We start from the raw sequence: 24,538 nt of genomic DNA on the forward strand, positions 1-24,538 counted from the left end.
GGGTTAAAGATTTTATTTGATAATTTTCCATCTCCGAATACCTTCTTCGTCCACGGAGGTGGACATCGTTTGTGTAGCCGCGATTTCCAATCGCCGGGGGGCTATAAGAAATCATCTTCAGAATTTCCTCAGAATTGAGCGTTAGCCTAAAAATAGAACGATCGCCCGATTCAATCGATCGAGGAAATATCCCATGAAAACAGATTACCTCATCGTCGGTAGTGGTTTATCAGCATTGGTTTTTGGAGCCTTGATGGCCAACTCCGGCAAAATCGTGCACATCCTGGAAGCTCACGAGCATCCCGGAGGCTTTGGCCACACCTTTACAATGGCCAAAAAATACACGTTTAATGCCCAATTCCACTACGTTTGGGACTGCGGCGAAGGACATACAGTCGATCGAGTTCTCAAAAAACTCAATCTCGATCGCGATGTCACCTTTGAGCGCTACGATCCGAATGGCTTCGACCACATGAGAATGCCTGGGTACGCCCTCGATATTCCCTCGGAAGCAGAGGAATTGATCCGGCGATTGTCGGCGCTGTTTCCCGAAGCGGGCGAGAGAATTCGCAAATTCGTCAACGAAGTCGAAAAAACTGGCGAAGGACTCAGAAAACTCGCTCCTCCCGTCAAACCAATTGAATTGCTCAAAAATTTCGGTGACGTATTCTGCGCCGTCCAACACCTCAATAGCACGCTTCAGGATGTTTTTGATAAATTCCAACTCCCCCAAGGCGCCCAAACTTTATTAGCCCTGCAATGGCCGGACTTTTTGCTACCTCCTAACCAGTTGTCTTTCTATGCTTGGATTGCTTTGTTTCGAGGCTATCAAGAAGGTGCATTTTATCCGACGCAGCATTTTGAAGATGTCATCAATTCTTTAGTTAAAGTCATTGAATCCAACGGCGGGAAAGTTTTACTAAACCATGAAGTCACGAATTTCCGGCTGACAGATAGAACTGTCACGGGAGTTGAAGCGATGGATTTGACAACGCATCAAACCCATGAATTCACGGGCGACACGGTGATTTGCAACCTCGACCCCAAAAGAGCAGCCAAGATGATTGGTCAGGAACTGTTCTCAAAAACAGTGCGGCGGAAACTTGATTATGAGTATTCTGCATCCAACTACATGGTGTACTGCGTTGTCAAAGATATCGACCTGCGAGACTACGGATTTGGCAAGTGGAATACGTTTCATTCCGAACATTTGGATCTGAATGAAGCTTTTGCTCAAATGTATGACAAAAATGATTTTTCTCGTCCGAGTTTTGCGATTACAACGCCGACTTTACTCACCGAAGCGCGGCGGGATTGTCCCGAAGATTGTCAAATTGTAGAATTTCTGACTGTGGCAAACTACAGTTATTTTAAACAACTTTGGGAGACCGACCGCAAAGCTTACAGGCAGAAAAAACAAGAGATTCTCGACTCAATTTTAGACGTAGTTGAAAAACACTATGTTCCCGATTTCCGCAAACACATGATTTTTCATATTACCGGAAGTCCTACCACTAACGAGCGCTTCTGTTGGTGTCCTAACGGCAATTCCTACGGTTCTACCCTGACGCCGAAAAACATGGGAGTCGATCGGCTAAATCACGAAACATCCCTCAACAATTTCTATTTTTGCAACGCATCCTCGGGCTATCCAGGCTTTGCACCGACATTTTGGACGGGGGCGCTGCTTTATCAACGTTTGTCCGGCGATGCGATTTTAGGCTAAGAGAAATTCGTTACTCGGCGATGGAAATCGCTAGTTGTGAAACGAAGTCTGCCTCCGCAGACTAAGAAATAAAAAGGGCATTACATCCAACCAGCCAGAAAACTAGAAACAGCTTCTAGTCCCTCCGTTATCAAAAGGAGTTAGGTAGGGCAGTTTATTGTCATCAGACAAATTAGGTACGTAGTTGCGCTTGAGCGCTCTTTCCTAATATTTATAAGGAGCGCTGAAGCGCAACTACATACCTTCTTTTTTTAAGCTCTTAAGCATTCGATGATTAATGTTCCACTCTATCAATTTAGGAGAGAACCATGAGAATTGCAATTGTTGGGGGCGGAGCTAGCGGTATGGCTACAGCCTACTGGCTCAACAAACAGGGACACCACGTCACTGTGTTGGAAAGTCAGCCGATTTTAGGCGGACACATTCGGACGCTCAATAAAAATGTTTTGCCCAATCAATCTGAGTGCAATGAAATATTAGAAAATGGGGTGCTAGAATTTCCCACTGTGTTTTACAATTTCGCGGCTTTAATGCAGGATCTAGGCGTTGAATTAGAACCCGTGCAGATTGGTTCATCGCTATTTTTTAAAGATGGCGGTCACTTTTTGTCAGCGGTTGCTATTCAAAAAAATTTTACGGGAATGCAACGCTTGATTGAGTATTTGCAACTCGACAGTCTCTATGCTCGTTCGGCTGGATTTCTGCTAAAAATGCGGTTTGCCAAACAGCACGATTTCTACGATATGCCACTTTCTCATAGTTTAAAAAAGTCGTGCGTCCGCAATGATTGGCTGAAGTTGCTGACGATGTACAGCTACTCGATACCGTTTGAATTGCTCGACGATTTTCCAGCGGAATTGGCGATGCCGGTGCTGCGCGAATATGCTTCGGTGAATTGGGTGAGGATTAAAGGGGGGGTCTATTCTTACATTGAAAAGATTCTGGAGCGGTATAAGGGTGATATCCTGCTGAATGTGGAGATTGCTAAGATTTTCAGAAGTGCTGGTGCTGTAAAAATTGTGCTGGCAAATGGGGAGACTCAGGAATTTGATAAGGTGGTGTTTGCGATGCCGCCAGACCAAGTGATGAGGCTGTTGGCTGACCCGACGGAGGCGGAAACGAAGCGGTTTGCGGCCTGGAAACCCAATTATGCCACGACTGTGCTGCATTCGGATACTTCGATGTACGATCGCTACGGTATTCGCAAGTTATCGGAATTCGATTTTTTCGAGACGGACAAGGGATGGGGCTACAATGCAAGCTTGAATCAGCTTTGCGGCATCACATCGCCGCGAGAGTACAGTTTAGCTTTTCATCTGGATGAATTGATTGCAAAAGAGCAAATTATTCACATTCAGAAACATCACACACCATTATATACAGTGGAGTCTTTCCGATATCGAGATGAAATTATCGAGACTAATGGCGAGAATCATACCTATCATGCGGGAGCTTATTTGGGAGATGGCTTGCACGAAGGAGCGATTACCTCTGCTTTGCGAGTCGCGAAATTAATCGGGTGAGTGGAACGTTGATGCTACAAACTCTAGGAAATAAAGTAATTTCCGACATTCTACACATGAGGAATTTATGGATATGCCTAAGAGTAGATGCTAGGAGTGCAAAACATAGTTTATAATCTACCAAAGATGATACGATACTAACAGCAAGTAAACTCGTGTCCGCTGAAAACACTGTAAAATAAGTTTGTAGTGGGTTAAGTCCTCAGAAAATGCTGAAGAATTAAGTCCTGACTACAAACTTATTCTATTAAGGCTAATTGACCGAACACGATATCGCACCTGTCTGTCGGGCAACTCCTTTTACTTGCAGTTAGGCAGAGGTTTCTATCGATGTTTTTTGAGTCAAAATTGAGGAATGATTATGTCAAAAGAAAGAAAAAGCAACAAAGAAGTCAAAAAGCCAAAAAAACAACCTGATGGTGTTGCTAAGCCGAAGGATGACAATAAAAATTTTGGTAGCAGGGACGGTCAGAAGGAGAGATAGCTGCCATTCTCGGGATGGCGATTAATTTTGTTTGATTGTCATTCCTCTCAAGTTTCAACCTATTTAAATATCCCGTTTTCGGCTCATCTGAAAACGGGTTTATTATTAAATCATATCCGCAGAGAATGCTCGCAATCATCAGATGGGTTTATCATGGTAATTTAGCCATAGGATATTATATTTAGGCTATATGGGCGGTTTTATTGTCGTCATACAATTTAGGTACGTAGTTGCGCTTCAGACCTATTTCCTAATATAAGCTAAGAACCTTTAATCTGAAGTACATAGTTGCGATGAAAGCGCTATTTCCTAATATAAGCTAAGAACCATTCATCTTAGGTACGTAGTTGCGCTTCAGCGCTCTTTATAGTATAAGCTAAGAACGCTTTCATCTGAGGTACGTAGTTGCGATGAAAGCGCTTTTCCCTAATATAAGCTAAGAACCTTTCATCTGAAGTACGTAGTTGCGATGAAAGCGCTATTTCCTAATATGAGCTAAGAGCGCTGAAGCGCAACTACATACCTTGGGGCAAGGGCGAGCCGACCTTTGAGCGATACTTTTGGTATGAGAATAAAACCACCCTACCTAATCCCTCACAGAGATATCTCAGTCACAGCAATATTACCGCCAAAACACACCTCAACATCAGTCCCCGGCGCTCGATCGCGATTTCCATACTCTCCCACATAATAAAAGTATTCTCCCTCTTGGCGGTAAACCACAGGCAGCGGCTGAGTTGAAGGGCGACAAAACACAATTTCCGGTTCCGCACTTCCCGGCGCTAAATGCGGAAAATTCACATTCCAGAAACACCCCGGCTTTGGTTCGCGATTCAGCAAATCGGCCAACACCCGCGATGTCCAGCGAGTCGCGACATCCCAGTCAATTTCCAGCGGCCTTTTAATTCTATGGGAAATTGCGATGCCAGGAATACCGTGCATAGCTGCTTCCCGCACCGCAGCAACTGTACCTGAAATGTACACGTCAACGCCCAAATTGCCGCCGGCGTTAATCCCGGAAAGTACCAAATCCGGTTTTGGACAAACGTGATTGAGAGCAATCCGCACGCAGTCTGCGGGTGTTCCTCCTACAGCATACTCGACGGACGATCGCCGATCGACATGAATCGGACTGTGAGCAGTCACCTGATGCCCGCAGCCCGAAAGTTGCCCTTGAGGGGCCACCATAATTGTCTTGCCCTCTACAGCCTGCAAAAGTGCCTGAATCCCCGGAGCATCAATGCCGTCGTCGTTGGTTAAAATTATCGTCATTGAAAATTTGTCCTAAATTTGACTATATCCGCAAAAATTGACCTAAAATTCCCAAACTCAAGGAAATGTCAACCTAGTTGTGGTAAAGTTTTGTGTCGATTGCTTTGCGTCAAAGCAATTTGCAAGTTCAGTTAAACGCGCTCACAGCTATGTTTTTGTTACCAATTCTACCCTTAGCTCAAGCAATCCCGAAACCTCCGAGTCAACAAGTCATCCAAATTCAGCGAGAAGTCCCGCTACCGGAAAACGAACTGGATTTACCACCACAACCGCAGACAACCGGCCCGCTGAAAACTGTGACGGTGCCCCAGCAAGTGCGCGTTTTGCCGGGAAAACTCGACAGCATCCCCGTTTTCAACAGTAACAGCCCGGAAGTTGTACAAACCGAAGGCATTTTGCTCTCCACATTTCCCGAGGAAGCCAAACAAGTACCTTCTGCACACTTAAACTTTGCCTTCAAAGGCCGATTTGACATCTTCGCCCACCACATCGCCAAAGCTAAAAATCGTGCCGAAACTCGCACCTTATTTCAAGGCATAATTGTCTACAATCCCAACTCGGAACCTGTTACTTTAAATATCCTGCAAGGAGCGACTTATTTAACTCGCCCGGATGCTTTGTTTGTCGATTTGCCGTCGTATTTAGAAAATCGATTCGGCACTGTGTTTGCGGGGCCTGGCAGCCGCATCACCAGCGATGTGCTGCGGGGGCACAGACAAGCCATTTTGCCGGCTTCCATCGAGATTCCGGCAAACCAGAGCCGAATGCTGATGAATTTGCCGATACCTGTGGGCAATGTCACGCCTGCTTCTAACGGGCGATCGACTTTAATGCGAATGTCGAGCAGCAATTCGGTTTATGTTGCTAGTTTGGCGATGTTTGCTCCTCAAACGAAAGAAGGAGTCGAGCAATATCCGACTTTAGAACAGTGGGAAAATATTTTAAACACGAAAGGTTTAGCTGGGCCGAGAGATTTGGCTCCAACTCCCAGAGGCGAAAATCCACTGCAAAAAATTTACGGGCGCGTGGCCGGAGTCGCTGAGGGTTCCGAGTGGAAAGCTAAAATTACTGACAATTCGAGAACCGATTATTTAACCGTTCCCAAGCGCGGCGAATCATTTTCCTATGCTTTGAGCACTACTGATACGGGTACTTTTGGCACCGGTCAAATTCAAAGCGCTAAAATGTTAGCTCGCTATCCCGATACTGCTTATTTTGCTCACGGTAATTACGGGATTCAATACAATTTAACTTTTCCGCTTTATAACAAGTCTCGCGAGTCGCAATCTGTCAGTATTAGAATGCAAACACCGATTAAGGCAAATACAGAATCGGCTGGATTGATGTTTTACGATCCGCCGGAAAATCGGATATTTTTCCGAGGTACGGTGCGGGTGATGTTTAATGATGATACGGGGAAAACTTTGACGCGCTACATTCACATTGTGCAGCGCCGGGGACAGCAGGGGGAAGCTTTGGTGAATGTGAATATGAAGCCGGGGGAACGCCGTTTGGTTCAGGTGGATTTCTTGTATCCGCCGGATGCGACGCCGCCGCAGGTTCTGACTGTGCGATCGAGCAATTAGTTGATGGTGATTGAGTTAGGGCGATCGGTCAGTAGGTTGAATCTTACTGGCAACAATGATAAAGTTTATACAACTGCCGAATAAGGAGAATAGTTATGTCTGTTCAAATGCAAAGACGGCTATTTACAGTGCAAGAATATCACCTAATGGGTGAGGCTGGCATTTTGGGTGAAGATGACCGAGTGGAATTGATCGAAGGAGAAATCGTTCAAATGGCTGCAATTGGTACTCGTCATGCAAGTTCCGTTAAGCGTCTGATCGCTGTGTTCTCCGATTTGGAGAGAAGACGTGCGATTATAGGAGCCCAAGACCCGATCCAGTTAACTGAGCGTACTGAACCTCAACCGGATATTGTATTGCTACAACCTCGCGCTGACTACTACGCTACTGCACATCCAGTACCATCTGAAGTTTTGTTGTTAGTTGAGGTTTCTGATAGCACTGTTGATTTCGATCGCAATGTGAAAGTTCCTAACTATGCTCGTTCTGGTATTCAAGAAGTATGGTTGTGGGATCTTGAGGTGAATTGTTTAGAAGTTTACCGTTGTCCGACGGCAAATGGCTATACTTCAATGCAAAAGTTTGAGTGGGGAGAAATGGTTGCGCCGCTAGCTTTTCCTGAGTTTGAAGTAAGCGTTGATTTTATTTTGGGTTAGAGCGATATAGAAGTAGATAAGCTATCGTACATCTAGATTCTCTATAGTGTCATTATTGGAGAGTGGTGGAATCTCAGCAGCAGTTAAAGTCACGATTTTACCGTCATGCCAGATACTAATTGATTGTCCTAGTCTGCGGTGTTTCTCAATTGCTTCGGCAATTGCTGCTTTGACACATGCGTCAATGCGATCGGATAACTTGACAAGTTTTTGTTCAGTCATTTGATTCCTAACCTATGCTCCATTCTCTTCAAAAAAAGCTTCTAAATCCCGATCGCCTCTGATGATACTAATAATTTAAACAGCATTGTTCTGAGCCTTATTTATGGATACCGTCCTCGATCGATCAAAACTTGACGTTCAAGTATGCGATTTGGAGCATTGATTTTGAGTAATCTTGCAGTAGCTTGACCAATCTGAGTGATGCCTGCTATTCTGGCATCATTAAGAACAAAATGTTCGTCCCATAACTGACGGCGTGGATTAAATAAAGGGACAATTTCGTCACTAACTGGGTCTATAGTAGCTAAATCAGAACCTTTGTGGCGGTTACAAAGATAAACAAGAAAAAGCGAGATTTTCAGCACGAGTTTTACCTCCATGTTTTAAGGCAATGATATGGTCTACTTCATGGCTGTAGATTGAAAAATCCTCATGAATAAGACAATATTCACACTGTCCTGAAGCTCTTTCAATAACTAATCTGCGGAGTTCGGCAGAAATGGAATTAGAAGTCATTTATCAAATCTCTGAATAAGCTCTTGCTTTTAGTAAAATCATCAGATGTTCTAGCTGCTCGTAAACATCTAATTCTGCTATTTCTATTTCATTTAGGGTCGATTCACGGTTTTTGTCAAGCAAAATTTGAAGGCGTGTCTGAGCCTGTTGTGAAACTTTAAAATTAACAATGTCTTGTGGAATTGGACTCTTTATCAAAAAATCAAGAACTTCTTGATAAACTGTAGGAATATCGCCACTATGAGTGTTGATTTCCGGCTCGATAGTTGTGGGATTTTTCGTGATTTCTAGAATTTGCCAAAGCAATTCTGGCAATCGATTTTGCAAAGGTTCTAGACGTTGAGCCAATTCGTTGGGAATTTGAAGGGTAATTGTTGCCATTTTTTTTAGTTACTGACGCTCTGATTGAATCGTAGTACAATAGATGATGGAATTATAATTATAATCAGGGCTATTTCATTCTCTTGTAGGGGCGGTGCCCCCGTGCCCGCCCGAGCTCTCAAACACATACAAAATGTCGATGAAGAGGGTCGGCACGGGGGCACGACCCTACAAAATTATCGTTTTTTTGAGAATCAAATAGCCCGGGAATTATAATTATTATTAATAAGATTTTGGGTATTCCTGAAGTATAAATGTCTGTTGGCTACCTTACCACGCGATCGCAGTAAATCAACCATTGCGATCGGGAAGTTTTCATTTGAGTAAAACTTTAGCATTTTTAGTTACTTATTTTCAGCAAGCCACAGCTCGATTTCTTCTCGGTTGCTTTCGTAATAGTTCGTCACCGCTTGCAAATCTTGAAGGGTGAGTCCTGGATAATTATAGAGAACTTCGGCTTCATTTGCGCCCTGTTGTTGATAAGCAACAATCGTCCAGACGGGAATGCGGGTATCGCGAATTCGGGCTGCACCGCCACAAATTCCTGGAGTTTTGTGAATGGGATGCTGAAGTGTTTGGACGAATTCCAGGGTTGCTGCGAGCAAGTCATCAGGCAATGTTTCAATGGTTTGGAGAAGTTGTTCTTTGAGGGTCATAATCGATCGCCAAAATCTGATTGAATCGTAGCACAATAGAAATACGATCGCCCTTATTTGAGAAATGCAGTGTGCGATCGTCCTGCGAGATCGGGTAAAAGTACGCGCGTGCGTAGCTATCCCGAGCGTGAATCGCCCTTCCTGATTTTAGTCGCTTCACCCTACCAATCAGTTGAATAGTGGCTAAACTTTAGTTAGCGTTGTTATCGTTGATGTCTAGATTTTCTATTGAGATTTCTGAATCTGGTGAAGTCGGTATTTGTACCTTGAAAACAATTACTATTTGATTTTTCTCAATAGTTATATTGCTTACATTAACAATACAATTTTCAGGTAATAAATCTTTAGTTGCGAATTTAGCAGACGACTGAGTTTTATATCCAGCATCATCAAGCCATTCAGCAATATTTCTCCAGTTTTCGATCTTTTCGATGCCTTTACCCACAAAGCCTTTAACGTATCTATAAATAGTGGCACACAGGTCAGTTTCCACACCTTTGGGATTTTTTTGTAGCTTTTCGGCGATTTCAGCGGGACTATTGCCACAAAGCAATCCCCGCAGGTGCAGCTTTTCTACGGGGGTGAGAGGCTTTCCCTTAACGGCGGCCAAGTCTGCGTACAGAGTTTTTAAGTCCCAGCGGCTTTCTGCTTCGACGAAGCGCTCGTTTGTGGATGCCATAAATAGGTGTGTGTAAAGTTCCTGATGGAAGTCTAACATGATTCCTGATGTATATCAGTTTACGAGCAGTGTTATTTAGCTTAATATACTTGAAAGCTCAACTGTAAATGGTGCAATTTACACGTCAAAAAGTTTGTGGCAGGGCTTTTGAGTAATTACTGACTACAGTTAGTGTTACGACAGGGATTAGGGCTGAATTTTGGTAATTTTCTGGGTTTGACTCTAGTTTCGGGTGCTGCTGGTAATTTTTTTAATTTATTTTCTGGGTTTTGCATAATTTTGTGGATGTGGCCCTGATATATAAGTAGGAGGCTGTGGCAGGCTTTCTTGGGAATCTGTGCGATCGCTGCCAAAGCTTTGCTATGCAAGACTTTTGGTTGGTCATAGAAGCTTGGAAGTTTATCGGTAGCTAAGGCTATTTGTAAACTTTTGTAAAGAATTCGGTAACTTTTGCATAAAAGTTAGGGTTCTAGCCTGATAGACAAATAGAGGGTTGCAAGTGGCTTGCGGGCGATCGACTTCGATAGGGCGATCGCCCGATAGACAAGTACAGGCTAACAAGTCATTTTTTCAGATACATCGAGATCCAACAAAAGGAAAAACAATGCGCTTAATATTCTTAGGCCCTCCAGGGGCAGGAAAAGGAACACAAGCCAGTATTTTGGCAGAGAATCTAGGAATACTCCACATATCAACCGGCGAGTTATTGAGGCAAGAACGCAAAGATAAAACGAAACGCGGTGTCGAGGCGCAGTCATACATCGATCGAGGTGCCTTAGTTCCCGATCGGGTAGTCATGGAAATAGTACATCAACAACTTACTAAGCCAGAAGCTAAGAAGGGGTGGATTTTAGATGGGTTTCCTCGAAACGTTTCTCAAGCCGATGCGCTAGATGAATTATTAATCGGAATATCTCAACAATCTTATGACTGTGTGATTAGTTTTGAGGTGCCGGAGTCGGTTTTAGTCGAACGACTCAAAGAACGGGCTATCAAGGAGGGACGCACGGACGATACGCCAGAAGTGTTGCGTAATCGTTTACAAAGTTATCACGAAGAAACTGCCCCTTTGATTAAGTTCTATGGCGATCGAAAAAAGTTAGAAACTATCAATGGTTTTATGTCGATGGAAGCAGTCACAGGTGCGCTCAAAGAAGTTGTAGAGGATATGAAAAAAAACATTTAGAACTTTCGCAATAGCTTCCTTTCACTTTCCCCCTTTTCAAGGGGGACAATGAAGGATGTAAGCTTGGGATTTTAAACGCAGATTTCTGACAGTTAACCTTAGTTTTGTACGAATAATAATTCAACGAATATGTCCCATAACTACAATGATAGACCTAACGAAGAGCCTAGTCTCAATTTTGACCTTTATGCAAAAGAGCTAGGTAAAATAGCTGTAAAAGCAACCACCGGTAATGAAGGAGCATTTACAGTAGGAATCTTTGGCTCATGGGGAAGTGGAAAAACAACTCTCATGCGTTGTATTGAAAGAAACTTTAAAGACTATCTTACAAAATTCGCAGTAGAAGAGTTTGAGTCTCACTTGCATAATTTTGATGCAACTAAATTTAAAACCATTTGGTTTAATCCTTGGAAGTATGATGATACGCACGGCATCAGAAACGCCCTCATTCAAACAATCTTGCGGGAAATGGCAGAAAATTCTCAAAGAGCTATAGTCAAAGAAAAATGTAATAATTTAGCCACTCGTTATAACGCTACTCAGTGTTTCCTGCATATAGTAGAACACTTAGCAGGAGCAGCCCTTCAATCACAGATGTGCGGTGTCAATCCAATTGAAATTGTCAAGGGTTTTACAAAATTAGGTGGAAAAGCTAGGACAAATTCAGAACAAAATGAGGTAAATGATTTAGATTTTGAGTTAGACACTGACCCCTATTTATTCATTAACAGTTTTGAAGCCCAGTTTCGAGAGGTAGTTAAGGAATATGTGGGAGAAAATGGCCGGTTGGTAATCTTTATAGATGACCTAGATCGGTGCTTGCCAGAAAATGCCCTGACTGTTTTAGAATCTCTGAAACTTTACCTTGACAATGCTAATTGTGTTTTCTTTATAGGGCTGGACAAGAGAGTTATTGAACAAGCTGTTAAACAACGATACAAAGATTTGAATGTAACTGGTAAAGAGTACATAGAAAAAATGATTCAGCTTAATTTCTTTTTACCCGAAAAGAATTCCAATCAAGTGAAGCAAGTTTTGCAGAATGAACTAAACGAGTTAGTGTCTCCCCCAAATCATCCCATAGATGCTAGAATGTGGAGGATGATTTTGGCAGCAACGAAAGGAAATTTTCGCAAGACTAAACAGTTTGTCATTGCCTGGGCGCTAATTAGAAGTCTAGCTATCTCACTTAATGTAGCTGATGCAAATATAATTCCTCAACTTGCAAAAATTCTTTTAATTCAAATGAATTTCCCCGAACTTTATGATGCCTTGCCTACCCAAAATCATCATTTAATGAGGCATTTAAAAGAAATAATAGATGCTTATAGCCATAGCATTGAAGCTGCGAAAGAAGTGCTGAGGAAGTATCCAGAATGTAAGAGGTTTTTCGCAGACAGTCATTTGAGAAGCTTTTTGAAAGGAAATGATCCTGACTATGCAGATATCAGCGACCCCGAAGATTTAAGAAAACTTTTACAGATTTTGTCTCAAACTGGAAGGTAATGTTTAATACAATTAAAGCTTTAATACAAGAGTTTTTGCAAAGCTTAGAAACTTTCATAAAGACTCCTAGCGATATCAAACCCTGCTCGGAAGAAACAATTACTTTAGAATCTCCTGCAAACCAGCCACCTATTTTTGAAAGGCTAAAAAGGCTAAAAATGTTGCACAATCCTGATTTATTAACCACTAGCTTTGAAGACGCAAAAGTTATCAGTGATAACTTTTGTACCATTAAGATTTCGGATACCTTGGCACAAGCACTCTCTTTAGTAACATTACTGAGTCCAAACGATCTTATCGTTACGGATGATGAGGATAAATTTTTAGGAATTGTGAGTAGTTTGTCAGTTTCTCTTGAATTTACGCCTCAATTACAAAATGTGCCTTTTAAATACAGACATAAAATGACCAAAATAGATCAAGCCACTGAGTTGATTTTGGCTCAAGGAAAAAAAACGATCGGTGAAGTCTTTAGCCTAGATAAAAATTATTGCTTTTTTCAAAAAAAGAAACAAGTTGATTATGCTTTCGATGAGTTTGGTAAACTTTATAAAGCGCCGGAAGACCAGAGTTTTATACCTATTTTGAACGAGGATAGAACAATTGTAGGCGTAGTTACTTGCCAAGGAATTTTAGAGTACCTTAGACATGACCGCTTGTTGGAGGAATCAAAAGTAGAAAATCTTTTAGAGAAGATGTCCTCAACAAAAACCTCTCTGGATCAGCTATATACATTGCTGCCAGAAGATACGTTAGAATCTGCGCTCTATGCAATCAACTATTTGCCGATAGAACACATAGTGATATGCGATGCAGATAAAAATCTTTTAGGACTGGTAAATAGAGAACAAATTATGGTTTTAGCACATCGGATGTACTACCACTTAATGAATACGCCTTTAGGAGACATTATGCAGCAGGTAAGTAGCTTACATCTCGTTCAATCTACCGATAATCTCAAGGACGTTATTAGGAGATTTCTGGAATCTGACATAGAAATTTCTATTGTTATGGATAGTTCCAATAGCCAAATTCCAAAAATGGTTATAACGCCAAAAACTATCCTACAGTTTGTAAAATAACTGTTGTTGAAGTATCTAAGTAAAAAATCACAGGAGATTAAAATAATGCCCGAAATATCCTTTACTCAACTTCTGGAAACACCGCTCAATCAAATCTTACAAGGTCTTGGCGATGCCGACAAAGTTCAGACTGTAAAAACTACTGACACGATTGCTCATTTAACTGGTCTAATGGACTGCTTTGAAATCAGGACGATGCCGATTTTGGATGCGAAGACGGGAAAACTGGTAGGAGTAGTCAGTCTGGTTGATGTTGCAAAAGTGCTAACACCTCCAAGCGCTAAACTACCGACAAAATATCTTAGCCAGCAAGGTTTTATTCTGTCCCAGCTTTTTAATGTTAATGAGCAGATGCGTATAAAAACTGTCGCAGAAGTTTTTGACTCTATTCTCCAGCTAGAACCCCCGATTATTGTATGGACTGAAATTTTAGAAAATGCCATTCAGAAGTTGATTGATAAAGATGAAAATAATCGACGAAATCGAACGCTAGTTATTTTAGATGATCGTCAGCGAGTTGTCGGTACTCTTTCTTATGTGGATGTTCTCAGAATAATACGCAATGGTAGCACAATAGGTGCATTTTTGAACGAGACAAAAGCCAATGATGTATTGAATCCGGAAGTAGTAACACATAATCAAACTGACTATCTACAAGATGCAATGTATACCTTAAGACAGTCATCGTTTACACACATACCTATCACAATGGTGAAAGGTGAAACTCTAGTGATAGGCATTGTAGATGATGTTGCTGTTGCAACTCTATATCATAAACTTCTTTTTCAGCATTTGAGTAAATATCCTCTAGGTCAAATGATGACTAAAGTATCCGACAAAAACACAGTGAAGCCAGATTGCTCAATTAAAACCTTAATAGGTAAATTTGTAGATGGGCATGAAAGACCAACCGCCATTTTAGTTGGAGAATATGAAGGTGAACAATTTACAATGGCAGGTATTATCAGCTATGTGGATATATTCAGAAAGCTGTTAGAGTTCATAAATAAAGAGAAGAACCAAAACCCTGAGTAGAGTAAAGAACGATCGCATTTCATGTCCAAAAGTGCGATCGCCCTCCTAAAATTAGTTAATGGTATAATCATCGATCAAATACCATCTAGGAGTAAACCACTTATTTTGAATAATGGGACAGATACTTCTGAAGACACTCCAGAAGTTATAGAACAGGATATAATAGACCAAACGATTGAAGTAGGAAGTGGTTGTGACTGGACAGGAAGTGGAGTAGAACCTCAGTGGCATAATCCAAAATCCATCAAAGCCTACGATCATATCGATCGCCATCATGGCCCAAAACTGAAACCCCTTAATTTTAGAGGCAGGGCGGCATCCAAAAATCAGCCTCAAGGCCAGTGGCTAAATGCTCAAGACTGGGTAAAAGCTGAACAAGTGACACCGAAATATCCCGGTCGTTATATTATAAATTTCAAGCGTTCTATTGGGAAAGTTCACTATCCAGATGGAACAATAATTGAAAATGTTACCCATGCTTTTATTAAAAGGAAACCAGATGGAACATTCAAATCTGCTTATCCTGTTCTCAACGATGCTACGCTGTCCTCATTAGAAAGGAGCGATCGAAATGAATAACTCTATCAATTTTACCATCCACCTAGAAAAACCTAATGGCGAAAAATATGCCGATCCACCAGAAGACTCATTAGGAGAACTTTCGCATTTTGAATTAGGGCTGAAACTATTTTGCTTTGAATGCGATCGTCTAGTCTCAATAGAAATTGGTGAAGAAAAAGTAAAAGTTTTTTTAGACTCCGATATCTGTATGCTCCTAGAAGATGAACTCCCCAAAAAACTTAGTGAGTTATCCCAAGGCAAACCCATCAACATAGAATTTGTTGAAAGTGTTTGCATCACTCTGGAATTACAGCCCTTAGCCAACGATCGAATTAGCTGTAATTTAAAACAATTTGGATATTTATCTCCAAATCAGTTTACGCTAAAATCCAGAAATCAACAATTGGAACTGAATAAAAATCAAGTTATCACAGAGTTAAAGGGATTTGTTGAACAACTCATGGAAATGGCTCTAAATGGCGGCTATATCACCCCCGAAGAAAAGCAAGAATTCCTGATGCCACTCCGCGAAATTGCGCCTGCTTCGGCTATTTGTTAATTAAGTGCGATCGCCCTTGATATCCAAAAGTGCGATCGCCCCCAGCGTCATTCTGCTACTGCCATGCTAATATTCATTAAATGAGAGGTGTAAAAACATGGCAAGAAGCAGGCATATCTCCAGAAGATGCCAGAAGAATTCAGAATGCAGCCGATCGCACAAAACAAACCATCATCGTTGTTGGCAGTCGAGCAAACGGGACAAGTACGCCAACTTCTGACTGGGACTATATAATGTTAGGTAACTCTCGCCAGCGACATTCCGCTTGCAGTTCCGTTCCTCGCGGCACAAGTGGTGGCGAAATTAATAGTTTAGGCCGAGAAACAGGAATTGATATTTTTACAGGCACCCTCATATCAGGAGAACCTCACGTTATATTTGAACCAAACTTAGGAGAGGCAAATGAATCTAACTGATGAGATTACAATCAATCAAATTCAACAAGAATTAATTAGCCAAGAAGATGCAAAAAACTGGTTCTTAAGCTTCCCAACCGAAACTCAGCAGGAGATATTGCAGCGGCTATCCTACATGACCATCCAAGCAGGGGCGCGAGAAGAAGATGTTTGCCTAGCTATTACTAAATCAAAACTTCGTGCAACTTACACCCCTTGCGTATTGCTCAGCAAAGGGCGATTAAAAGAACAAATCACAAAGCTTTTGAAACTGCCAGCCTCAGAATCTATCAAAACCTTTTTTCTGTTAATCAGTTTATTAGCAATTGCTGATGCCCGCAGGTACGATAAATATTGTCAAGATGGCTGTAGCCACTGGTGGCATGGTGATTTGAGCGATCGCAAAGTTGTAGATGAAATTCGGTGCGAGTTTGAACAAAGTATTCTTGTTTGATATCAATTTCGGTTGCATCGAAATGATATAGCAATCCTAAATCATTTTCAAGCTCAGGGAATTCTAAAATCCTTGCTATAAGATGAGTCTAGCAAGACGAGGTGTAGTCGTACCTTGAAATTCAGATAGGATTGCTATATAGAGGAGACGGCATTGCCGTATCCCTACAATATTATTGGTAGGGACACGGCACTGCCGTCTCCTCATTTTGGCTAATAATTCCGATGCTACCGGAAACGATATCAACTATCAACAGTCAACAGTCAACCGTCAACAGTTAACTAATTAAAGTGTCAAAGACTGAGGATTTGTCTCAATCAATTTCGCTAAATCTTGCAAGAAAGACGCTGCATCAGCACCGTAAATCACTCGGTGATCGCAGGTAATATTCACCTGCATTTGCCGCTTCACTCCCATCAAACCTTCTTCATTAGCTACTACTTGGGGCCGCGAAGAGCCGATCGCCAAAATCGAGCCTTGATTCGGCGGCAAAATCGCGTCAAACTTATCTACTCCATACATTCCCAAATTGGAAAGAGTAAAAGTTCCCGTGCTGTATTCGTCGGGTTTTAGCTGTTTGGCGCGGGCGCGATCGACTAAATCCTTCCAACTGCGGGAGAGAGAATATATGTCCAGGCGATCGGCATTTTGCAACACCGGCGTAATCAAACCGCCGCCGTCCATCGCCACCGCTACCGCCACATTAATATCAGCACGGTGTTGAATTCCCGACTCCACATAACAAGCATTCAGCAGAGGATGTTTTTGTAAAGTTACCGCTACTGCTTTTGCCAGCATAGCCGTCATCGTGACGCCTTTTGACTTAATTTGTTTGTAGAGTTTGTCGAGATTGTCAGTAGTAATTGTATAGCCGACGCGGAAACAGGGCACGCTCAAACTTGCTTCCATATTGCGAACCACCGCATTTTGCAGCGCATTCATCGGTACTCTGTTACCGGAAAGCGCTACCGCTGGGACTGGTGCGGGTGCGGGTTTGGCTGCTGCGGGTGCGGGTGCGAGCGCGGGTGCTGCGGGGACTGTTACTGGTTGCTGAACCGGAGCTGGTTGGGCTTTACCGGCTGCTGCTTCCACATCTTCTGCAACAATCCGACCGTTGGGGCCGCTGCCTTTGATTGAATTTAAATCTACTTTAAACTCTTTGGCTAATTTGCGAGCGCGGGGAGAGACGATGCTGCGGCCGTTTTGGCGGCTGACGTTTTGCTGCAAACCCACTGATGCTGTAGCTGCGACAGGAACGGGGGCTGCGGCTGCTGGAGCTGCGGCTGCGGGGGCGCCGGCTCCTTGTTTCTGGGCGGCGGCGATTTCGGCTTCTGTTTCTGCGACTAGGGCGATCGCAGCTCCGACCGGAGCAACTTCGCCTGCTGGTACAATAATTATTGCTAGATAGCCTTCGTAGAAAGACTCGACATCCATGTCGGCTTTGTCAGATTCAACTACGACTACCGTTTCGCCCTTTTCTACTTTGTCCCCAGCGGATTTGACCCAGGAAACAATTTTGCCCTCTGTCATGGTAGAGCTTAGGGCTGGCATGAAAACTTCGCGAATCATCTGTAAAAATTCCTTGTGAGTTGGTAATTGGCGATCGGTATTTGGGAATTGATAATTGGCGATCGGCAATAGTTATTATTATGCCAGCCTCTAGTCCGAAGATGTGCGGCTATCAACTCAAAATTACCTACCAATTACCAATTATCAATTACCAATCACCAATTTCTAAGTTCTAAATATCACCTCGAATTTCTTCGACAATGCCGTCGCGGAGCAGAACTTCTATTTGCATTTTTTGAATCAAGTTTTCTCCCACCCCGACGGTGAACGTGCCGTCAATTTGACCTTGACTCACTTCTTGTTCGAGGTCTAGCACCTGCACTTGCTGAAGCTGTTGCAGGTTTTGGTTTTTCTGTTCTAGCAGTTCGCTCTTTCTTTGATTCACCTGCACTTGAATGTTTTCTATTTGCTGCATTACTTGCGGGCCGGGGGGTTGCAGGCTTTGCTTTTGGATTTCTGAAACCATCCGCTGCCCTTGCATTTCTAGCTGTTGTAGCTGAGAATCTATTTGATTGATTTGGGCTTGGAGTTGCTGTTGAGCTTCTTCTTTCCAGCGGGGAGTAACGACGACTTTTACGTTAATCGATCGCTTCAAGAGTAATTGTGGTTCCATAAATTTGTTGCTTGTCAATTGGGAATTAGGCATTAGTCAGAAGTGCGAGCGTCCCCGCTCGCGAACAACAGTCATCAGTCATTAGTCAATAGTTGGTAGACATTTCCTAATGACTCAGGACTCGGACTCGGGACTCGGGTGTTGGTGTCAACTGAACGTCAAACCTATTATCAGTCTTCTGTCTGGCGATTCAGGCCAGATCCCCCCTAGCCCCCCTTCTTAAGGGGGGGATAAGAATCTTCTCAAAGTCCCCCTTCTTAAGGGGGATTTAGGGGGATCTGGCCTCTCCTATAAACGAGAGATACAAATAAACGAGAGATACAAAGGTTTTGAGGCTTAAGTTGACACCAATCGGGACTTGGGTGTAGGGATAATTTTTTCTTCTCCATTCCCCAAGTCCTGCGAATATTTCAAAACATCCCGTCAATCATATCGCGGTAGTGTTCCGTCACAACCGGGCGCTTAATTTTCAGGGTCTGAGTCAACATTCCATTTTCCATCGAAAATGGCTCCTGAATCAACCGGAACGGGCCAATGCGATCGTCCGCGCGGTATCCGGGGCGATTTTGCACCTCCCGGTTCAATTCTTGACGGAATAAGTCTTGAATTTTCTTGCTATTCCAGTCAATTTCGTGTATTGGCGGATTCTGAGTTTCTGCCCATTTCTGCACGGCTTCTGAATTGGGGACAATTAAGGCGCCGATCGATTTTTGGTCTTGACCTACTACCATAATTTGGTCGATGTAGGGGCTGCGGACGCAGGCATCTTCGATCGGCTGCGGTTCGATATTTTCGCCGTTGCTGAGGACGATCGTATCTTTGGCGCGCCCGGTCAAAACTAAGTCATTGCCCGGTGTCAGCCAACCCAAATCGCCGGTGTCAAACCAGCCTTCGGAGTCAATGGCTTTCGCGGTAGCTTGGGGATTGAGATAGTAGCCCTGCATGATTTGCGGCCCGCGTCCCAATACTAAACCGCGCTGGCCTGTGGGCAGTTGCTGTCTGGTTTCCGGGTCAACTATCTTAATTTCAGTATGGGCGATCGGCTGTCCGGCAGAACCTTTAAGATTGTGCCAAGGGCGGCGGACTGTCAAAACCGGAGATGTTTCAGTTAAACCGTATCCCACCAACAAACCGATATTCGCGATTTCAAAGAAGTTATCTAAATGCGCGGCCAAAGAACCTCCGCCGCTAATTGCCCACTTAAAACGCCCTCCCGTAGCTTCCCGGACTTTTTGATAAACCAGTTTTTCGGCGATCGCGTGTACGGGAGACAACAGAATACTTTTGATCCGGGCGATCAGTTTTTCCGAAGCAGAAGCAGGTTTCAAACTGAGAGTTAATCCTTGGAAAATGCGGCGGGCTTCAATGTATTGCTGGCTGGCAGATAACAGAAAATTAACCAATTTTTGTTTGTTGGGTGGCTGTTCCCTAAATTGCTTTTGTACTGCCTCGTAAATCGATTCCCAGATGCGCGGAACGCTCACCATGTACTGGGGTTTGCAAGTTTTAAAGTCTTGTTTGAAATAGCGAATATTGGTGTAAATTTGCGTGCATCCTTGGGAAAGCAGGAAGTATTCGACTGTGCGTTCGTAAGCGTGCCAACTGGGCAGGATGCTGAGGGCTGATTCGCCCGGTTCGGGTTGCAAAATTGTGCCGAAGGTGGTGAGTTGGTGCAGCAGGTTCCCGTGAGTCAGCATGACACCTTTGGGTTTGCCTGTGGTGCCGCTGGTGTAGAGGAGGGTGGCGAGGGTTTGGTGGTTGTGGTTGGCGGGTTTGAAGGGGCGGTTAGCGCCTGTGGCCATGACTTGGGAAAATTTGACTGTGGTTAGGGTGAGGCTGGTTTCTGGTTCTTCGTCGGAGAGGAGGACGATAAGTTCGATCGGCAAATCGGGGAGGCGGGCTTGCAGTTTTTTGAGTAAGGCCAGGTTTTCGACTACTAAAGCGGTACTGCCGCTGTCTTGGATGATGTAGAGGAGTTCTTCGGGGTCGGCGGTGGCGCCTCGCACGGCGTTGGCGGCCCCAGCGGTCATGATACCTTGATCGGCTATCAGCCAGCGGGGGCTGTTGTCGGCGAAGAGGGCGACGCGGGGAGGGATTATTTCTGCTGGGTTTGCATTGATGCCGAGGGCCTGCAATCCGCTGGCGAATTGCTGGATTTGTTGGTAGAGGTCGGTATAGGTGAGTTTAATTTCGGGTTTGCTGTGGGGATCGTGGAGGGCGACGGTTTGGGGAAATCGCTGTTTGACGATCGCCCAAATTTCAGGTATCGATCGAATGGAACTGTAATCGATCGTGCGGCTGAGGTTGGCGAGTTCAATCTCGCTCATTTGGGAGGAACTGTCAGGTGCGGGGCGGTTCATAGAGTATTTTTTGTGAGTTGTGGGCGATCGAACTATTTGATGCGAATTTAGCATCTCTAGCCCCCCTGCATCATAGCCTTCTGCCCAAAGAAGACTTTTCTAGAAGTTAATTTTAAGGTATGTAGTTGCGCTTGGGTGCTCTTTCATATAAAGAGCGCTGAAGCGCAACTACGTACCTTAGAAGATTGGGCTGTTACAACGGCGCTACTCGATCGCGCTCAACCTCGTCGCGGGGAGCAGTTTTTCCATCCAAACTCGTGCCATCATCGTGGGGCGGATGTTCCGGGCGATCGCGTTTTGTAAAGCGATCGCGAGCCGAGACAATCACCACATACAGCACCGGCACCATAAACAAACTCAAGAAAGTAGAAACAACCATCCCGCCCGCGATCGCATTCCCGAGCGATCGGCGACTGGCTGCACCTGCACCTTCGGGATTAACCAGAGGCAGAATCCCCAAAACAAACGCCAAAGAAGTCATCAAAATCGGTCGCAAACGCTCTTGAGCCGCCTCAACTGCTGCCTTAGCAATTGAATATCCCCGCTCCCGCAACTGGTTAGCAAACTCCACGATTAAAATTGCATTTTTACTCGACAATCCAATCAACATCACCAAACCAATTTGGCAATAAACATCATTCGCCAAACCCCGCAACGACTGAGCCAAAAGCGCACCTAAAATCGCCAGAGGAACCGACAGCAAAATAATAAAAGGATCGACATAATTTTCGTACTGAGCCGCCAAAACCAAGAACACAAAAACCAGCCCCAAACCAAAAATAATCGGCGCTTGACCCCCCGACTCAATTTCTTCCAAAGAAGTCCCCGACCATTCATAGCCAAAACCAGACGGCAAAACTTGAGCAGACACCTTTTCCATCGATTTAATCGCCTGTCCCGAACTCGCACCCGGAGCGGGAGAGCCATTGATTTCAATTGACCTAAATAAATTGTAGTGGTTGACAGTTTGGGCTCCCACTACCGGAGTTAGCTTCACCAAATTGCTCAAAGAAATCATTTCATTCTTTGCAGAGCGGACATACAATTTACCAATATCTTCAGGATTAGCACCGAACTGTTTATCTGCTTGCACGTACACCCGATAATTGCGCTGCTGGAGAGTAAAATCGTTTACATACTGCGAACCCAGAGCCGTTTGTAGCGTACTGAAAATATCACTAATAGAAATATCCAAAGCCTTAGCCCGATTGCGGTCAACTTCCACAACTAACTGAGGCGTATTCGCAGCAAACGTACTAAAAACCGCTTGCAATCCCGGCGTCTGATTCGCCTGCTTCAAAATCCCACCCATCGCCTGAACCAGAGCATCTAAACCGCTGTTTCCTTTGCGATCTTGAAGTTGAAATTGGAAGCCTCCAAATTGACCTAAACCTTGAATTGCGGGCGGATTCACCGGGAAAATTCTTGCTTCTGGAATTGCCGAAAGCTGACCCCGCAACTTACCAATAATCGCTTGTACGCTTTGAGCTTCTCCGTGACGCTCGCTCCAGGATTTAAGCGTAGTAAAGATAATACCCTGGTTAGAAGTGCTGCCGCTAAAACCAAAGCCACCCACAGAGAAAGTCCCTACAACCTCAGGAAGTTTCAGAATTTCTTGTTCAACTTCATCCATCACTTTGCGAGTATATTGCAGCGAAACTCCTTGGGGGCCTTGAATAATTGTCAGAAAATAGCCCTGATCTTCCTCTGGGATAAATGCCGTGGGTACTGATAGATAAAGCCAAGCTGTGACTCCCAGAGAAGCGATGAACACCAGAGTTACAAGTGTTTTAACTCCCACTAAAAATATCAAAAACTCGCGATATTGCCGGCGCGTCCAATCAATCACGCCATTAACGCGATCGAACACCCAACCCAGCGGGCCGCCAGACTTCTGCCCTCGCCGCAGCAAAAGAGCCGAAAGTGAGGGCGTCAGGGTAATCGCAATAAAGGTAGAAAGTGCTACCGAAAAGGCAATTGTCAGCGCAAATTGTTTGTAAAGCGCTCCCGTAGTTCCGGGGAAGAATGCCACAGGTACGAACACCGCCATCAACACTAAGGAAGTGGCAATTACAGCGCTAAACAGTTCCCGCATGGACTCGGAAGCTGCTTCGCGGGGATTCATCCCTTGGCGGATCAGGCGATCGATATTTTCTACCACGATAATCGCGTCATCCACCACCAACCCCGTCGCTAAGGTTAGACCAAACAGAGATAAACTGTTAATTGTAAATCCGAAAATCTTGATAAAAGTAAAGGTTCCAATCAAAGAAATCGGAATTGCGATCGCGGGGATAATAGTAGTGCGCCAGTCTTGCAAGAAAACAAAAATTACTATCACCACTAGCACGACTGCTTCCAATAGCGTCTTCACCACTTCTGCCATCGACTCTTCGACAAACAAAGTCGTATCTAGGGCGACTCGATGTATCAACCCAGGAGGAAAACTTGTAGCGAGTTTTTCCATTTCGGCTTTGACAGCATGAGCCACATTCAAAGCATTGCTTCCCGGCAATTGATAAATCCCCAAACCTACAGCATCATTGCCTCGAAATCGCAGGAAAGAGTTGTAATTTTCGGCTCCTAATTCCGCTCTACCGACTTCTTTTAACTTAACTACAGTGCCATTTCCATCAGTTTTAAGGACAATTTCTTCAAATTCTGCTGGTTCTTTGAGACGGCTTTCTGCCCGTAAATCAATTTGATACATTTGCCCGTCGGGAGCGGGTTCTTGACCAACTCTCCCTGCACCAACTTGTAAGTTTTGTTCGTTAAGCGCCCTGGTTATATCTTGCATTGTCAAACCGCGAGCTGCTAACTTATTGGGGTCGATCCACAGGCGCATAGCATAGCGGCGTTCCCCAAAAATTCGCACATCGCCAACACCTTTAATCCGCTTTAAAGCATCTGCCAAATATAAGTCAGCGTAGTTGCTTAAAAATGTGGTGTCGTATTCTTTATTTTCGGTAAATAAGCCGATCGCCAGCAAGAGACTGGTAGATTGTTTGGTAACTCTCACTCCCGTGCGCTGTACGGCATCTGGGAGTTGGGGTTGAGCGACTGACACTCGATTTTGGACATCGACAGCGGCAATATCTTTGTTGCGCGACGGATCGAAAGTTGCAGTAATAGTGCTAGTGCCGTCATTACTGCTGCTAGAAGTTAGATATTTTAGCCCTTCTACGCCGTTGATTTGCCTCTCTAGGATATTCGTAACGGCATTTTCGACAATTTCGGCACTCGCCCCGCTATAGTTAGCCGTGACGCTAATTTGGGTGGGGCTGATGTCAGGGAAGCGTTCGATCGGCAGTGTGGGGATGCTGATTGCGCCTACTAAAATGATAATTAAGGCGCAGACACTAGCAAAGACAGGTCGTTTGATAAAGAAATCTGCAAACATAAATTTGGTAATTTCTAAAGGTACGTAGTTGCGCTTCAGCGCTCTTAGGTACGTAGTTGCGCTTCAGCGCTCTTAGGTACGTAGTTGCGCTTCAGCGCTCTTAGGTACGTAGTTGCG

The 24,538-nt window shown here is 44.0% G+C and carries 25 protein-coding genes; 14 read left to right on the top strand and 11 right to left on the bottom strand.

Annotated elements, in window-relative coordinates; all coding sequences use genetic code 11:
• Window positions 1–193 precede the first annotated feature (193 nt).
• The 3 genes from JGK07_RS23870 to JGK07_RS23880 all read left to right on the top strand — a co-directional run bounded on the left by JGK07_RS23870 (window position 194) and on the right by JGK07_RS23880 (window position 3,733).
• On the top strand, window positions 194–1,726 hold the full coding sequence (locus JGK07_RS23870) for an NAD(P)/FAD-dependent oxidoreductase (RefSeq protein WP_293185684.1): 1,533 nt from the start codon (window positions 194–196) through the stop codon (window positions 1,724–1,726).
• A 308-nt stretch (window positions 1,727–2,034) separates the two neighbouring features.
• Window positions 2,035–3,249 carry an FAD-dependent oxidoreductase gene (locus JGK07_RS23875; RefSeq protein ID WP_293193314.1) on the top strand — a complete coding sequence of 405 codons (1,215 nt, stop codon included), beginning with the start codon at window positions 2,035–2,037 and terminating at the stop codon, window positions 3,247–3,249.
• A 361-nt stretch (window positions 3,250–3,610) separates the two neighbouring features.
• The gene (locus tag JGK07_RS23880) at window positions 3,611–3,733 is read left to right on the top strand and encodes a hypothetical protein (protein WP_293157680.1); all 123 of its coding nucleotides are present in this window, start codon (window positions 3,611–3,613) and stop codon (window positions 3,731–3,733) included.
• Window positions 3,734–4,327: 594 nt separating this feature from the next.
• Here the strand turns inward: JGK07_RS23880 and surE are convergent.
• Window positions 4,328–5,005 (bottom strand): 5'/3'-nucleotidase SurE, encoded by a 678-nt coding sequence (surE, locus tag JGK07_RS23885; RefSeq protein WP_293193315.1) that lies wholly within the window; start codon window positions 5,003–5,005, stop codon window positions 4,328–4,330.
• Between the two features lie 149 nt (window positions 5,006–5,154).
• On the opposite strand from surE, the gene JGK07_RS23890 reads away from it, so the two are divergent.
• A complete protein-coding gene (locus tag JGK07_RS23890) occupies window positions 5,155–6,591 on the top strand; it encodes a DUF3370 domain-containing protein (protein ID WP_293242984.1) in 1,437 nt (478 codons plus the stop codon).
• A 95-nt stretch (window positions 6,592–6,686) separates the two neighbouring features.
• The gene (locus JGK07_RS23895) at window positions 6,687–7,247 is read left to right on the top strand and encodes a Uma2 family endonuclease (RefSeq protein WP_293242981.1); all 561 of its coding nucleotides are present in this window, start codon (window positions 6,687–6,689) and stop codon (window positions 7,245–7,247) included.
• Window positions 7,248–7,268: 21 nt separating this feature from the next.
• Here JGK07_RS23895 and JGK07_RS23900 read toward each other — a convergent pair whose 3' ends face one another.
• The 6 genes from JGK07_RS23900 to JGK07_RS23920 all read right to left on the bottom strand — a co-directional run bounded on the left by JGK07_RS23900 (window position 7,269) and on the right by JGK07_RS23920 (window position 9,740).
• A complete protein-coding gene (locus tag JGK07_RS23900) occupies window positions 7,269–7,469 on the bottom strand; it encodes a hypothetical protein (RefSeq protein WP_293242978.1) in 201 nt (66 codons plus the stop codon).
• 101 nt (window positions 7,470–7,570) lie between these two features.
• Window positions 7,571–7,834, bottom strand: coding sequence for a hypothetical protein (locus JGK07_RS33270; protein ID WP_366934331.1), 264 nt, complete (start codon window positions 7,832–7,834; stop codon window positions 7,571–7,573).
• Window positions 7,797–7,985 (bottom strand): HNH endonuclease signature motif containing protein, encoded by a 189-nt coding sequence (locus JGK07_RS33275; RefSeq protein ID WP_366934332.1) that lies wholly within the window; start codon window positions 7,983–7,985, stop codon window positions 7,797–7,799. The genes JGK07_RS33270 and JGK07_RS33275 overlap by 38 nt, the downstream gene beginning before the upstream one ends.
• Window positions 7,986–7,988: 3 nt before the next feature.
• Window positions 7,989–8,366 carry a hypothetical protein gene (locus JGK07_RS23910; protein WP_293242975.1) on the bottom strand — a complete coding sequence of 126 codons (378 nt, stop codon included), beginning with the start codon at window positions 8,364–8,366 and terminating at the stop codon, window positions 7,989–7,991.
• Between the two features lie 344 nt (window positions 8,367–8,710).
• Entirely contained in the window at window positions 8,711–9,022 is a 312-nt protein-coding gene (locus tag JGK07_RS23915; RefSeq protein WP_293242972.1) for a DUF433 domain-containing protein, read from the bottom strand.
• A 190-nt stretch (window positions 9,023–9,212) separates the two neighbouring features.
• Entirely contained in the window at window positions 9,213–9,740 is a 528-nt protein-coding gene (locus tag JGK07_RS23920; RefSeq protein WP_293242969.1) for a helix-turn-helix domain-containing protein, read from the bottom strand.
• Window positions 9,741–10,305: 565 nt separating this feature from the next.
• Here JGK07_RS23920 and JGK07_RS23925 point away from each other — a divergent pair.
• From JGK07_RS23925 to JGK07_RS23960, 8 genes are all read left to right on the top strand, one after another.
• Window positions 10,306–10,887 carry an adenylate kinase gene (locus tag JGK07_RS23925; RefSeq protein WP_293242966.1) on the top strand — a complete coding sequence of 194 codons (582 nt, stop codon included), beginning with the start codon at window positions 10,306–10,308 and terminating at the stop codon, window positions 10,885–10,887.
• Between the two features lie 129 nt (window positions 10,888–11,016).
• The gene (locus JGK07_RS23930) at window positions 11,017–12,393 is read left to right on the top strand and encodes a P-loop NTPase fold protein (RefSeq protein ID WP_293242964.1); all 1,377 of its coding nucleotides are present in this window, start codon (window positions 11,017–11,019) and stop codon (window positions 12,391–12,393) included.
• Complete coding sequence (locus JGK07_RS23935; RefSeq protein WP_293242961.1) at window positions 12,393–13,475, top strand: hypothetical protein; 1,083 nt, start codon at window positions 12,393–12,395, stop codon at window positions 13,473–13,475. Before JGK07_RS23930 ends, JGK07_RS23935 begins: the two co-directional genes overlap by 1 nt.
• Before the next feature lie 45 nt (window positions 13,476–13,520).
• Window positions 13,521–14,510, top strand: a complete 990-nt coding sequence (locus JGK07_RS23940) for a CBS domain-containing protein (RefSeq protein ID WP_293242958.1) — start codon at window positions 13,521–13,523, stop codon at window positions 14,508–14,510.
• A gap of 21 nt (window positions 14,511–14,531) precedes the next feature.
• Window positions 14,532–15,089 carry a hypothetical protein gene (locus tag JGK07_RS23945; protein ID WP_293291078.1) on the top strand — a complete coding sequence of 186 codons (558 nt, stop codon included), beginning with the start codon at window positions 14,532–14,534 and terminating at the stop codon, window positions 15,087–15,089.
• Entirely contained in the window at window positions 15,082–15,630 is a 549-nt protein-coding gene (locus JGK07_RS23950; protein ID WP_293242952.1) for a hypothetical protein, read from the top strand. The genes JGK07_RS23945 and JGK07_RS23950 overlap by 8 nt, the downstream gene beginning before the upstream one ends.
• Window positions 15,631–15,710: 80 nt before the next feature.
• The gene (locus JGK07_RS23955) at window positions 15,711–16,046 is read left to right on the top strand and encodes a nucleotidyltransferase domain-containing protein (protein ID WP_293242949.1); all 336 of its coding nucleotides are present in this window, start codon (window positions 15,711–15,713) and stop codon (window positions 16,044–16,046) included.
• Window positions 16,033–16,479: a DUF5958 family protein gene (locus tag JGK07_RS23960; protein ID WP_293242946.1), complete on the top strand. Its 447-nt coding sequence runs from the start codon at window positions 16,033–16,035 to the stop codon at window positions 16,477–16,479. The genes JGK07_RS23955 and JGK07_RS23960 overlap by 14 nt, the downstream gene beginning before the upstream one ends.
• A 285-nt stretch (window positions 16,480–16,764) precedes the next feature.
• Here the strand turns inward: JGK07_RS23960 and JGK07_RS23965 are convergent, their stop codons facing one another.
• The gene (locus tag JGK07_RS23965) at window positions 16,765–18,048 is read right to left on the bottom strand and encodes a dihydrolipoamide acetyltransferase family protein (protein ID WP_293242943.1); all 1,284 of its coding nucleotides are present in this window, start codon (window positions 18,046–18,048) and stop codon (window positions 16,765–16,767) included.
• 20 nt (window positions 18,049–18,068) lie between these two features.
• On the opposite strand from JGK07_RS23965, the gene JGK07_RS23970 reads away from it, so the two are divergent.
• Window positions 18,069–18,224 (top strand): hypothetical protein, encoded by a 156-nt coding sequence (locus tag JGK07_RS23970; RefSeq protein ID WP_293185713.1) that lies wholly within the window; start codon window positions 18,069–18,071, stop codon window positions 18,222–18,224.
• Here JGK07_RS23970 and JGK07_RS23975 read toward each other — a convergent pair.
• The 3 genes from JGK07_RS23975 to JGK07_RS23985 all read right to left on the bottom strand — a co-directional run bounded on the left by JGK07_RS23975 (window position 18,221) and on the right by JGK07_RS23985 (window position 24,421).
• Window positions 18,221–18,661 carry a YlqD family protein gene (locus JGK07_RS23975; protein WP_293185715.1) on the bottom strand — a complete coding sequence of 147 codons (441 nt, stop codon included), beginning with the start codon at window positions 18,659–18,661 and terminating at the stop codon, window positions 18,221–18,223. The genes JGK07_RS23970 and JGK07_RS23975 overlap by 4 nt on opposite strands.
• 410 nt (window positions 18,662–19,071) lie before the next feature.
• On the bottom strand, window positions 19,072–21,021 hold the full coding sequence (locus tag JGK07_RS23980; RefSeq protein ID WP_293193319.1) for a long-chain fatty acid--CoA ligase: 1,950 nt from the start codon (window positions 21,019–21,021) through the stop codon (window positions 19,072–19,074).
• Window positions 21,022–21,214: 193 nt separating this feature from the next.
• A complete protein-coding gene (locus JGK07_RS23985; protein WP_293225711.1) occupies window positions 21,215–24,421 on the bottom strand; it encodes an efflux RND transporter permease subunit in 3,207 nt (1,068 codons plus the stop codon).
• Window positions 24,422–24,538: the final 117 nt, after the last annotated feature.

Source organism: Microcoleus sp. PH2017_24_DOB_U_A (assembly GCF_020738205.1).
In the GTDB taxonomy this organism is placed as follows: domain Bacteria; phylum Cyanobacteriota; class Cyanobacteriia; order Cyanobacteriales; family Microcoleaceae; genus Microcoleus.

What these genes read in the sequence shown, in the direction of transcription:
- JGK07_RS23965 (WP_293242943.1), bottom strand. Translation starts at nt 18,048, where the DNA reads ATGATTCGCGAAGTTTTCATGCCAGCCCTAAGCTCTACCATGACAGAG.
- JGK07_RS23985 (WP_293225711.1), bottom strand. Translation starts at nt 24,421, where the DNA reads ATGTTTGCAGATTTCTTTATCAAACGACCTGTCTTTGCTAGTGTCTGC.
- JGK07_RS23930 (WP_293242964.1), top strand. Translation starts at nt 11,017, where the DNA reads ATGTCCCATAACTACAATGATAGACCTAACGAAGAGCCTAGTCTCAAT.
- JGK07_RS23925 (WP_293242966.1), top strand. Translation starts at nt 10,306, where the DNA reads ATGCGCTTAATATTCTTAGGCCCTCCAGGGGCAGGAAAAGGAACACAA.
- JGK07_RS23920 (WP_293242969.1), bottom strand. Translation starts at nt 9,740, where the DNA reads ATGTTAGACTTCCATCAGGAACTTTACACACACCTATTTATGGCATCC.
- JGK07_RS23950 (WP_293242952.1), top strand. Translation starts at nt 15,082, where the DNA reads ATGAATAACTCTATCAATTTTACCATCCACCTAGAAAAACCTAATGGC.
- JGK07_RS23900 (WP_293242978.1), bottom strand. Translation starts at nt 7,469, where the DNA reads ATGACTGAACAAAAACTTGTCAAGTTATCCGATCGCATTGACGCATGT.
- JGK07_RS23975 (WP_293185715.1), bottom strand. Translation starts at nt 18,661, where the DNA reads ATGGAACCACAATTACTCTTGAAGCGATCGATTAACGTAAAAGTCGTC.
- JGK07_RS23870 (WP_293185684.1), top strand. Translation starts at nt 194, where the DNA reads ATGAAAACAGATTACCTCATCGTCGGTAGTGGTTTATCAGCATTGGTT.
- JGK07_RS23895 (WP_293242981.1), top strand. Translation starts at nt 6,687, where the DNA reads ATGTCTGTTCAAATGCAAAGACGGCTATTTACAGTGCAAGAATATCAC.
- JGK07_RS23960 (WP_293242946.1), top strand. Translation starts at nt 16,033, where the DNA reads ATGAATCTAACTGATGAGATTACAATCAATCAAATTCAACAAGAATTA.
- JGK07_RS23955 (WP_293242949.1), top strand. Translation starts at nt 15,711, where the DNA reads ATGAGAGGTGTAAAAACATGGCAAGAAGCAGGCATATCTCCAGAAGAT.
- JGK07_RS23945 (WP_293291078.1), top strand. Translation starts at nt 14,532, where the DNA reads ATGTCCAAAAGTGCGATCGCCCTCCTAAAATTAGTTAATGGTATAATC.
- JGK07_RS33275 (WP_366934332.1), bottom strand. Translation starts at nt 7,985, where the DNA reads ATGACTTCTAATTCCATTTCTGCCGAACTCCGCAGATTAGTTATTGAA.
- surE (WP_293193315.1), bottom strand. Translation starts at nt 5,005, where the DNA reads ATGACGATAATTTTAACCAACGACGACGGCATTGATGCTCCGGGGATT.
- JGK07_RS23910 (WP_293242975.1), bottom strand. Translation starts at nt 8,366, where the DNA reads ATGGCAACAATTACCCTTCAAATTCCCAACGAATTGGCTCAACGTCTA.
- JGK07_RS23940 (WP_293242958.1), top strand. Translation starts at nt 13,521, where the DNA reads ATGCCCGAAATATCCTTTACTCAACTTCTGGAAACACCGCTCAATCAA.
- JGK07_RS23875 (WP_293193314.1), top strand. Translation starts at nt 2,035, where the DNA reads ATGAGAATTGCAATTGTTGGGGGCGGAGCTAGCGGTATGGCTACAGCC.
- JGK07_RS23935 (WP_293242961.1), top strand. Translation starts at nt 12,393, where the DNA reads ATGTTTAATACAATTAAAGCTTTAATACAAGAGTTTTTGCAAAGCTTA.
- JGK07_RS23890 (WP_293242984.1), top strand. Translation starts at nt 5,155, where the DNA reads ATGTTTTTGTTACCAATTCTACCCTTAGCTCAAGCAATCCCGAAACCT.
- JGK07_RS23980 (WP_293193319.1), bottom strand. Translation starts at nt 21,021, where the DNA reads ATGAACCGCCCCGCACCTGACAGTTCCTCCCAAATGAGCGAGATTGAA.
- JGK07_RS23880 (WP_293157680.1), top strand. Translation starts at nt 3,611, where the DNA reads ATGTCAAAAGAAAGAAAAAGCAACAAAGAAGTCAAAAAGCCAAAAAAA.
- JGK07_RS23915 (WP_293242972.1), bottom strand. Translation starts at nt 9,022, where the DNA reads ATGACCCTCAAAGAACAACTTCTCCAAACCATTGAAACATTGCCTGAT.